Consider the following 9027-nt stretch of genomic DNA (forward strand, 5'->3'; position numbering starts at 1 on the left):
CCCCGAAGGCCCCGAAGGCCCCGGCGGGCCCGGTGGCCCGGTGACTCAGTCCCTCAGCGCAGTCCGGGCGCTGAGCGCCGCGCCCGCGACGGCCATCGCGAGCAGCAGGGCGAACAGCGTCGTCAGGCCGCTCGAGACACCGGCCAGGACGGCGACGAGCCCGCCGCCGACGCCGATCACGACGGCCTGGGAGAGCTGGTCCATCAGCTGGGCGGCGGAGGAGTGGAACCCGGTGTCCTCCGGCGCGGAGTGCGACAGCAGCAGGAACGACAGCGACGAGAACCCGAGACCCATCCCCGTGCCCGCGAGCGCCCAGAGCGGGACGGCGAGCCAGGCCACGCCCCACGAGGGCGCCACGAGCAGCAGCCCGGCGATCGCCGTGCCGACGCAGGCGAACCCGGCGCGCAGGAGCACGGGCCGCGACAGCTCGGGTCGCCGTCCCTGCCAGGCCGAGGACGCCGACCAGCCGAGCGAGCCCACGATGAGCGGCACGCCGGCGGCGGTGAGCGACCAGCCGTGGACGTCGGTGAGCAGCAGCGGCAGGAACGCGGTGGCGGTGAAGAACGCGCCCGACAGCAGCCCGCGGGCGGCGACGACGGCGGCGACGCCCCGGCGGGCGACGAGGGTGCCCGCGGGCACGAGGAGACGGACGGCGGGCACGAGGACCACGAGCGCCGCGACGCCGACGACGACCCCGACGGCCGTCGTGTGGTCGGCGACCCAGCTGATGGCGGCGACGGCGACGGCCGCGGCGACGGCGCCCGGCAGCAGCCCCCGGCGTCCGGGGCGGGGGTGGGCCGGGGCGCCCTGCCGTGCCGCGGTGCGCGCGACGAGGGCGACGGCGAGGACCACGAGCGGCAGCAGGCCGCCGAACACCCACCGCCAGGACGCCTGCTCGGCCAGCACGCCCGCGACGGGCGGCCCGACGAGGGACGGCACCACCCACGCGGAGGAGATGAGGGCGAACACGGCGGGCCGGGCGCCGACGGAGTAGACGAGCGCGATGAGGACGTAGACCGCGACGCCCTGCGCGCCGGCACCGGCGCCCTGCAGGACCCGGCCCACCAGCAGCACGGGCAGCGACGGCGCCGTCGCCGCCACCAGGAGGCCCGCGCCGAACACCAGCGGGGCGCCCAGCAGCACGAGCCGCGGGCCGTGGACGTCGCACCACCGTCCCGCGGCGACCGTGCCGACCACGGTGGCCGCGCCGAAGGCCACGAACGGCCACGAGTAGTCCGAGACCTCGCCGAGGTCGGCGACGAGGGCGGGCATCGCCGTCCCCACGCCCATGGACTCGAAGGCCACCAGGCTGATCAGGAGGACGAGCCCGACGGTCACGCCGCGGCGGTCCGGCCCGAAGAGCTCCTCGCGCACGGACGGCGCGGCCGACGAGGTCGGTGAGGTCGGCGGGGTCGTCATCGTGCGCTCACCGCCCCAGCCTGCAACCTCCACCGCGGTGCAGGTCAACCGGGTTCGAGCACTCAGCCGTGCTGCGGCTCCGGCCCGCACCCCGGCACGTCGGCCAGGTCGAACCAGACCGGGATGCCGCGCTCGCGGGCGATGGCGACGTCCTGGTCGGCGCCGGTCGAGGCGCCGGGGAGACGCAGGACGCCGTCGCAGTGCTGGAGCAGGCGCTGGGCGGTCGGGTACATGACCTGCTCCGCGAGCGGGTCGGTCACCCCGGTGGCCCCCGCGCTGGCCAGCACGGGCAGGGCCACCCACTCGCCGATCATCGGGACGTGGCCCGCGGCGAACAGCGGCCAGGCGGCCGCCTCGAGGGCGGCGAGGTTGGCGGCCATCAGGGCCGGGTCGTCGTCGGTGCCGGAACGGTAGGGGCCGGCGATCAGGATCATCGGTGGCTTGGACATGTCCGGGACCGTAACGGGCACGTTCCGGCATGAACAAGTGATTTCGTGCAGAACCGTGTAGCTTCGTGCCCATGCTGACCGCCCAGCGTCGCGACCTGGTCCTGGCCACGCTCCGCGAGGACGGCCGCGTCGTCGCCAAGGACCTCGCGGCGTCGCTCCAGGTGTCGGAGGACACGATCCGGCGCGACCTGCGCGAGCTGGCGGCGGAGGGCCTGCTGCACCGGGTGCACGGCGGGGCGCTGCCGGTCTCGCCCGCGATCGCCGACTTCGCCACCCGGGCCTCGATCAGCACCGGCGCGAAGGCCGACCTCGCGCGCCTCGCGTGCGGCCTCGTCGGCCACGGCCAGACCATCGCCGTCGACGGCGGGACGACCGCCCGCGAGCTCGCGCGCCGCCTGCCCGCGGACCTCCGCGCGACCGTCGTCACCCACAGCCCGACCATCGCCGTCGAGCTGGCCGAGCACCCGACGGTCGAGGTCATCATCGTCGGGGGGCGACTCTTCAAGCACTCGGTCGTCGCCGCCGGCGCGGTCGCGCACGAGGCCATCGGCCGGGTGAGCGTCGACCTGTTCTTCCTGGGCGTGACGGGCATCCACCCCACGGCCGGGCTCACCACCGGCGACGCGGACGAGGCCGCGATCAAGCGCGCGTGGTCGCAGCGGGCGGCCGAGACCTACGTGCTCGGCAGCTCCGAGAAGATCGGGGCGGCGTCGGCCTTCGAGGTCGTCGGCCTCGACGCGGTGACCGCCGTCCTGACCGACGCCGGCGCCCCCGCGCGCGGGGTCGCCGAGCTGCGGGAGGCCGGCGTCCGGGTGCTGACGCCCTGAGGTCACCGGGGCGATACGTTCGCCCGCATGGTGGAGGCACACGACGCGGTCGAGGTCATCAGCACCAAGCGGGACGGCGGTCGCCTCAGCGACAGCCAGGTCGACTGGGTGGTCGACGCCTACACCCGTGGGGTCGTGGCCGACGAGCAGATGTCGGCGCTCGCGATGGCCATCCTGCTGAACGGGATGGAGCGCGACGAGGTCGCCCGCTGGACCGCGGCGATGATCGCGTCGGGGGAGCGCATGAACTTCTCCTCGCTGTCGCGCCCCACCGCCGACAAGCACTCCACCGGCGGGGTGGGCGACAAGATCACGCTTCCCCTCGCGCCCCTCGTGGCGGCCTGCGGGGTCGCCGTCCCCCAGCTCTCCGGACGCGGGCTGGGCCACACCGGCGGCACCCTCGACAAGCTCGAGTCCATCCCCGGCTGGCGCGCCGCGCTGAGCAACGACGAGATGCTGCGCCAGCTCGAGGACGTCGGCGCCGTCATCTGCGCGGCCGGCTCCGGCCTCGCCCCGGCCGACAAGAAGCTCTACGCCCTGCGCGACGTCACCGGCACCGTCGAGGCGATCCCGCTCATCGCCTCCTCGATCATGTCCAAGAAGATCGCGGAGGGCACCGGGGCGCTCGTGCTCGACGTCAAGGTCGGCTCGGGCGCCTTCATGAAGGACGAGCCGTCGGCGCGCGAGCTCGCCGAGACGATGGTCGCGCTCGGCGCGGACGCCGGCGTCCGCACGGTGGCCCTGCTGACCGACATGTCGACGCCGCTGGGCCTCACCGCGGGCAACGCGCTGGAGGTGCGGGAGTCCGTCGAGGTGCTGGCGGGCGGGGGCCCCGCGGACGTCGTGGACCTCACCCTCGCGCTGGCCCGCGAGATGCTGTCCGCCGCCGGGCACGGCGACGTCGACCCGGCCGACAAGCTCGCGGACGGGTCCGCGATGGACGCCTGGCGCCGCATGATCGCCGCGCAGGACGGCGACCCCGACGCCGCGCTGCCCACCGCCCGGGAGACCCACGTCGTCGCCGCGCCGGCGTCCGGCACCCTGATGAGCCTCGACGCCATGGCCGTCGGTCTCGCCGCCTGGCGCCTCGGCGCCGGGCGCGCCACCCAGGGCGAGCCCGTGCAGGCCGGCGCGGGCGTCGAGATGCACGCCAAGCCCGGGGACACCGTCACCGAGGGCCAGCCGTTGCTCACGCTGCACACCGACACCCCGGAGCGCTTCGAGCGGGCCCTCGCCGCGCTGGAGGGCGGGTACGACGTCGCCGCCGACGCGGCGTACGCGCCGACGCCCGTCGTCATCGACCGGATCGGGTGAGGCGCGTCAGCCCTGCAGCAGCAGGATGAGGTTCTCCGCGACGCAGGCGGGCTTGTCCTCGCCGTCGATCTCGATGGTGTGCTTCATCGCGACCTGGAGCCCGTGCGCGGCCTCGGTGACCTCGCCCATCGCGAGGTGGTCGCGGACGCGCGCCCCGACCTTCACGAACTGCGGGAAGCGGACCTTGTTCAGGCCGTAGTTCAGCTTGGGGCCGGGGAAGTCGAAGGTGACGACCTTCGAGCCCAGGAACGGCAGCAGCGAGAGGGTCAGGTACCCGTGGGCGATCGTCGTCCCGAACGGCCCCTCCGCGGCGCGCTCGGCGTCGACGTGGATCCACTGGTGGTCCTCGGTCGCGTCGGCGAACCGGTTCACGCGGTCCTGGGTGATCTCGAACCAGTCCGAGGTCCCGATGTCGGTGCCGGCGGCGGCGGAGACCTCGTCGAGGCTGCTGAAGGTGCGCATGGGGCGCAACCTATCCCGGGCGTCCACCGTGCGGGGCGGGTCTCAGGCCGTGCAGGTGCTCGACACGAACTCGCTGTAGGCCGTGAGCAGGTTCAGCTCGTCGTCGGACAGGTCGCGCGCGTCGGCGCCGTCGTCCCCGGAGGTGGTCAGGAGCTCGACCTGGATCTCGAAGCCGGCCCGGGCGGTCTCGGGGGTGCCGTCGGGGGTGCCGACGGCCTCGAGCTGCTCGCCCACCTCGTGGGCGCGCTCGCTGCCGGAGCCGTCCTCGTCGTCCAGCGCGGTCGCCGCGTCGCAGAACTCGGCCACGCCGGCGTCGGTGGGGGCGTTGCTCCCGGTGCCGCAGCCCGCGAGCACCGCCGAGGCCAGGACGAGGGCGGCGAGGGGGGTGGTGACGACGGCGGGGGAACGGCGCACCCCGCGACCGTAGCGCCGGGTCAGGCGGCGTCGAACGTGGCCCGGGCCGTCGTCCGACCGCCGAGGTCGCGGACGCTCGCCGTCACCGTCGACCCGTCGCGGTCGGCCCGGGCGACGAGCCCCTGGTGGTCGAACAGCGGCGACACGAGGCGGTAGCGGCACGTCGTCCCGGGCTGCGTCGCGACGCCGGCGGCCCGCGCGGCCTCCGCCATCGCGAGGGCCTGGAGCGGTCCGTGGGTGACGAGCCCCGGGTAGCCCTCGGCGTGCCGCGCGTGGTCGCGGTCGTAGTGGATCCGGTGGCCGTTGTAGGTCAGCGCCGAGAAGCGGAACAGCAGCGGCGGGGTGATCTCCAGCGGCCGGTCGCCGTCGGCGAGCGGCGCCGGGTCGACGGGCTCCGGCTCGGGCGGGGACCCGTCGACGGCCGGCGCGTCGCGGTAGACGAGGTCCTGCCGCTCGCGGACCACGACCCGCCCGCCCTGGACGACCTCGTGGTCGACCGACACGAACTCCAGGCGCCCCGAGCGGCCCTGCTTCGTCTGCGGCTCCCGGGCCGTGCTGCGCCGCGTCGCGACCTCCCCGACGCGCAGCGGGCCGAGGCTCGTCACCTCGCCGCCGGCCCACATCCGGCGCCGACCGGCGCCGGGCGGGTCGACGGGCCCGCCGGAGGTCGGGTGGCCGTCGCGGCCCAGGTCGGCGGTGCGTGGCCGGTCGAGGCAGAAGAACCAGTGCCACATCAGGGGCAGGGCGCCGTCCGCGGGTGCCGGGACGTCGAGCAGGCCGGCGACCGCGTCGGCGACGCCGGGCAGCAGGACCTCGGTGACCTCGCTGCTCACGCCGCACCCCCGGGGGCGCGGGCCAGCAGCGCGCGGGCGCGGGAGAGGACGGGGGCGTCCACCATGGCGCCCTCGTGGGCGAACGCCTCGCCGGGCGGGACGTCCTCGGCGGCGGCGAGGACGCCGCGCGCCCAGGCCAGCTGCTCCGGCGGCGGCGCGAAGGCGTCACGGACGACAGCGACCTGCGCGGGGTGCACGCACAGCTTGCCGCCGAAGCCGAACCGCACCGCGCGGCGCGTGTCGACGGCGGCGAGGTCGTGGTCGCGGACGTCGGCGGTGATGCCGTCGACCGGGGGCGCGAGCCCCGCCGCCCGGGACGCGACCGCGAGCGTCGAGCGCGCGTGGGCGAGCACGTCCGGGTCCTCCTCGGCGCCGAGGTCGAGGGCGTAGTCGATCGACCCGAACGCCAGCCGCGTCACCCCCGGCACCCGGGCCAGCTCGAGCGCCGAGACCAGGCCCAACGCCGACTCGACGAGCGGCACCAGGCCGGCCCGGGAGTCCAGGAGCCCCGCGAGCCGCCGGACGACGTCGGGGTCCTCGGCCTTCGGCAGCACCAGGCCCCGCAACCCGGACGGGGCGCCGGGTCCGGCGAGCGCCTCGACGTCCGCGGCGTGCCAGGGCGTGCCGGCGGCGTTGACCCGCACCCACGCGGAGCCGCCGCCCGGCCCGGACCCGCCGAGCCACGCGACGACGTCGGCGCGGGCGGCGTCCTTCGCGTCGGGCCCGACGGCGTCCTCCAGGTCGACGATGACCTCGTCGGCGCCGGACGCCACGGCCTTGTCGAACCGGTCGGGGCGGCTGCCGGGCACGAACAACCAGGTCACGCTCATCGGGGTCCTCCGTCGATCGGGTGGCGGGCGACCAGCTGCCGGGCGATGACGCCGCGCTGGATCTCGTTCGTGCCCTCGCCGACGATCATCAGCGGGGCGTCGCGGAAGTAGCGCTCGACGTCGTACTCGGTGGAGTAGCCGTAGCCGCCGTGCACGCGGACGGCGTCCAGCGCGACCTGCATGGCGGTCTCGGAGGCGAACAGCTTCGCCATGCCCGCCTCCAGGTCGGCGCGGGCGCCGGTGTCGTAGGTGCGGGCGGCGTGCAGGGTGAGCTGGCGGGCGGCCTCGAGGCGCGTCGCCATGTCGGCGAGGTGGTTGCCGACCGACTGGTGCTGCCAGATCGGCTTGCCGAAGCTCGTCCGCTGCTGGGCGTAGGCCAGGGCGTCCTCGAGGGCGGCCCGGCCGACCCCGAGGGCCCGGCAGGCGACCTGGATGCGGCCGATCTCGAGGCCGCGCATCATCTGCGCGAACCCCCGGCCCTCCTCCTGCCCGAGCACGCTGTCGGCACCGACCCGCAGGCCCGAGAACGCCAGCTCGCAGCTCTCGACGCCCTTGTAGCCCAGCTTCGGCAGGTCGCGGGAGACCTCGAATCCGGGCAGGTCGCCGTCGACGGGCTTCTCGACCATGAGGATGCTGATGCCGCGGTGGGCGGGCTCGGCGTCCGGGTCGGTGCGGCACAGCAGCGCGACGAGTCCGGAGCGGCGGGCGTTGGAGATCCACGTCTTCGAGCCGTGGACCTCCCACTCGCTGTCGGCCCCTCCGGTCCTGCGCGCCGTCGTGCGCAGCGCCTGCAGGTCGGAGCCGCCGCCCGGCTCGGTCAGCGCCATGGTCGCGCGGAGCTGCCCGGTGGCCATCCGCGGCAGCCAGCGCTCCTGCTGCTCACGGGTGCCGTGGTCGACGAGCAGCTTCGCGACGACGGTGTGGCCCCCCATCGCGCCGGCGAGGCTCATCCAGCCGCGGGCCAGCTCCTCGGTGACCGCGGCGTAGCAGGGCGTCGACACGGCGGTCTCGCCCCAGGGCTCGGGGATCGCGAGCCCGTAGACGCCGAGCTGCTTCATCTGCTCGATCAGCGCCTCGGGGTAGGTGTCGGCGTGCTCCAGCTCCCGGACGACGGGCCGCACCTCGCGGTCGACCCAGTCGGCCACGAGCGCGACGATCGCGCGCTCCTCCTCGCTCAGCTCCGTCATGCCGCTCCTCCGTCGCCGGGTCGTCGTCCATTCTGTGCTGCCGCACCGGTCCTGAGAGGATCCGACCATGCTCAGCCGCGACGACGTCCGACGCGCCCCGAAGGTGCTGCTCCACGACCACCTCGACGGCGGGCTGCGCCCCGCGACCGTGCTCGAGCTGTCCCGCGAGATCGGCCACGAGCTGCCCGTCGCGGACGACGCCACCGCCGAGGACCTGGCCACGTGGTTCGCCTCGGCGGCCGACTCCGGGTCGCTGGAGCGCTACCTGGAGACCTTCGAGCACACCGTCGCGGTGATGCAGAGCGAGGACCACCTGCGCCGGGTCGCCCGCGAGTGCGTGGAGGACCTGTCCGCCGATGGCGTCGTGTACGCCGAGGTGCGCTGGGCGCCCGAGCAGCACGTCGAGCAGGGCCTGTCGCTCGACCAGACGGTGGCCGCCGTGCGCGCGGGCTTCGAGGACGGCATGGCGGAGGCCGCCGCGGCCGGCCGCCCGATCGTCGTCCGCCAGCTGCTGACCGCGATGCGCCACCAGGCCCGCTCGCGGGAGATCGCCGAGCTGGCGACGTCCTGGCGCTCCGAGGGCGTGGCGGGCTTCGACATCGCCGGCGCCGAGGCCGGCCACCCGCCCACCCGACACCTGGACGCGTTCGAGTACCTGCAGCGTCAGAACGCGCACTTCACCATCCACGCCGGCGAGGCGTTCGGCCTGCCGTCGATCTGGGAGGCCATCCAGTGGTGCGGCGCGGACCGCCTGGGCCACGGCGTCCGCATCGTCGACGACATCACCGTGCACGACGACGGCCGGGTCGAGCTCGGCCCGCTGGCGGCGTACGTGCGCGACACCCGGATCCCCCTCGAGATGTGCCCCGCCTCCAACGTGCAGACCGGCGCGGCCGCCTCCATCGCCGAGCACCCCATCGGGCTGCTGCGCGACTTGCGCTTCCGCGTCACGGTGAACACCGACAACCGCCTCATGAGCCGCACCTCGATGACCGACGAGATGCACGCGCTGGTCGAGGCGTTCGGCTACGGGCCCGAGGACCTGCGGTGGTTCACGATCAACGCGATGAAGTCCGCGTTCTGGCCCTTCGACGAGCGCCTCGCGCTCATCGAGGACGTCATCAAGCCGGGGTACGCCGCGCTGGGCGGCTGACCGCGGGTTGTCGGCCCCGGCCCGCGCCGGTCGAGCCTGTCGAGACCTCGTCCGAGGCTTCGGCCCTGGAAGTGTGGTGGGGGGGGGGGGGGGGGGGGGGGGGGGGGCCCCCGCCGCCCCCGGGGGCGCGCCCCGCGCG

General features: G+C 75.4%; 10 protein-coding genes. 3 read left to right on the top strand and 7 right to left on the bottom strand.

Annotated elements, in window-relative coordinates; genetic code table 11:
• Positions 1-45: 45 nt before the first annotated feature.
• Both MJ876_RS07415 and MJ876_RS07420 read right to left on the bottom strand, forming a co-directional pair.
• On the bottom strand, positions 46-1419 hold the full coding sequence (locus MJ876_RS07415; protein WP_240235601.1) for an MFS transporter: 1374 nt from the start codon (positions 1417-1419) through the stop codon (positions 46-48).
• A 62-nt stretch (positions 1420-1481) separates the two neighbouring features.
• Positions 1482-1868, bottom strand: coding sequence for a DUF4406 domain-containing protein (locus MJ876_RS07420; protein WP_240235602.1), 387 nt, complete (start codon positions 1866-1868; stop codon positions 1482-1484).
• Between the two features lie 71 nt (positions 1869-1939).
• On the opposite strand from MJ876_RS07420, the gene MJ876_RS07425 reads away from it, so the two are divergent.
• Complete coding sequence (locus MJ876_RS07425; protein ID WP_240235603.1) at positions 1940-2695, top strand: DeoR/GlpR family DNA-binding transcription regulator; 756 nt, start codon at positions 1940-1942, stop codon at positions 2693-2695.
• A gap of 27 nt (positions 2696-2722) precedes the next feature.
• Positions 2723-4009, top strand: a complete 1287-nt coding sequence (locus tag MJ876_RS07430) for a thymidine phosphorylase (RefSeq protein ID WP_240235604.1) — start codon at positions 2723-2725, stop codon at positions 4007-4009.
• Between the two features lie 6 nt (positions 4010-4015).
• Here the strand turns inward: MJ876_RS07430 and MJ876_RS07435 are convergent, their stop codons facing one another.
• Genes MJ876_RS07435 through MJ876_RS07455 form a run of 5 tightly spaced genes read right to left on the bottom strand, consistent with a single transcriptional unit; the run spans position 4016 to position 7735 of the window.
• Positions 4016-4471 (bottom strand): MaoC family dehydratase, encoded by a 456-nt coding sequence (locus MJ876_RS07435; protein ID WP_240235605.1) that lies wholly within the window; start codon positions 4469-4471, stop codon positions 4016-4018.
• A 42-nt stretch (positions 4472-4513) separates the two neighbouring features.
• The gene (locus MJ876_RS07440; protein WP_240235606.1) at positions 4514-4885 is read right to left on the bottom strand and encodes a hypothetical protein; all 372 of its coding nucleotides are present in this window, start codon (positions 4883-4885) and stop codon (positions 4514-4516) included.
• Positions 4886-4905: 20 nt separating this feature from the next.
• Complete coding sequence (locus MJ876_RS07445; protein ID WP_240235607.1) at positions 4906-5718, bottom strand: MaoC family dehydratase N-terminal domain-containing protein; 813 nt, start codon at positions 5716-5718, stop codon at positions 4906-4908.
• Positions 5715-6548: a CoA ester lyase gene (locus tag MJ876_RS07450; protein ID WP_240235608.1), complete on the bottom strand. Its 834-nt coding sequence runs from the start codon at positions 6546-6548 to the stop codon at positions 5715-5717. Before MJ876_RS07450 ends, MJ876_RS07445 begins: the two co-directional genes overlap by 4 nt.
• On the bottom strand, positions 6545-7735 hold the full coding sequence (locus MJ876_RS07455) for an acyl-CoA dehydrogenase family protein (protein ID WP_240235609.1): 1191 nt from the start codon (positions 7733-7735) through the stop codon (positions 6545-6547). Before MJ876_RS07455 ends, MJ876_RS07450 begins: the two co-directional genes overlap by 4 nt.
• 67 nt (positions 7736-7802) lie before the next feature.
• Between MJ876_RS07455 and MJ876_RS07460 the strand changes: the two genes are divergently transcribed.
• Entirely contained in the window at positions 7803-8888 is a 1086-nt protein-coding gene (locus MJ876_RS07460) for an adenosine deaminase (protein ID WP_240235610.1), read from the top strand.
• Positions 8889-9027: the final 139 nt, after the last annotated feature.

Source organism: Nocardioides sp. CFH 31398, from assembly GCF_022436705.1.
Classification (GTDB): Bacteria; Actinomycetota; Actinomycetes; order Propionibacteriales; family Nocardioidaceae; genus Nocardioides.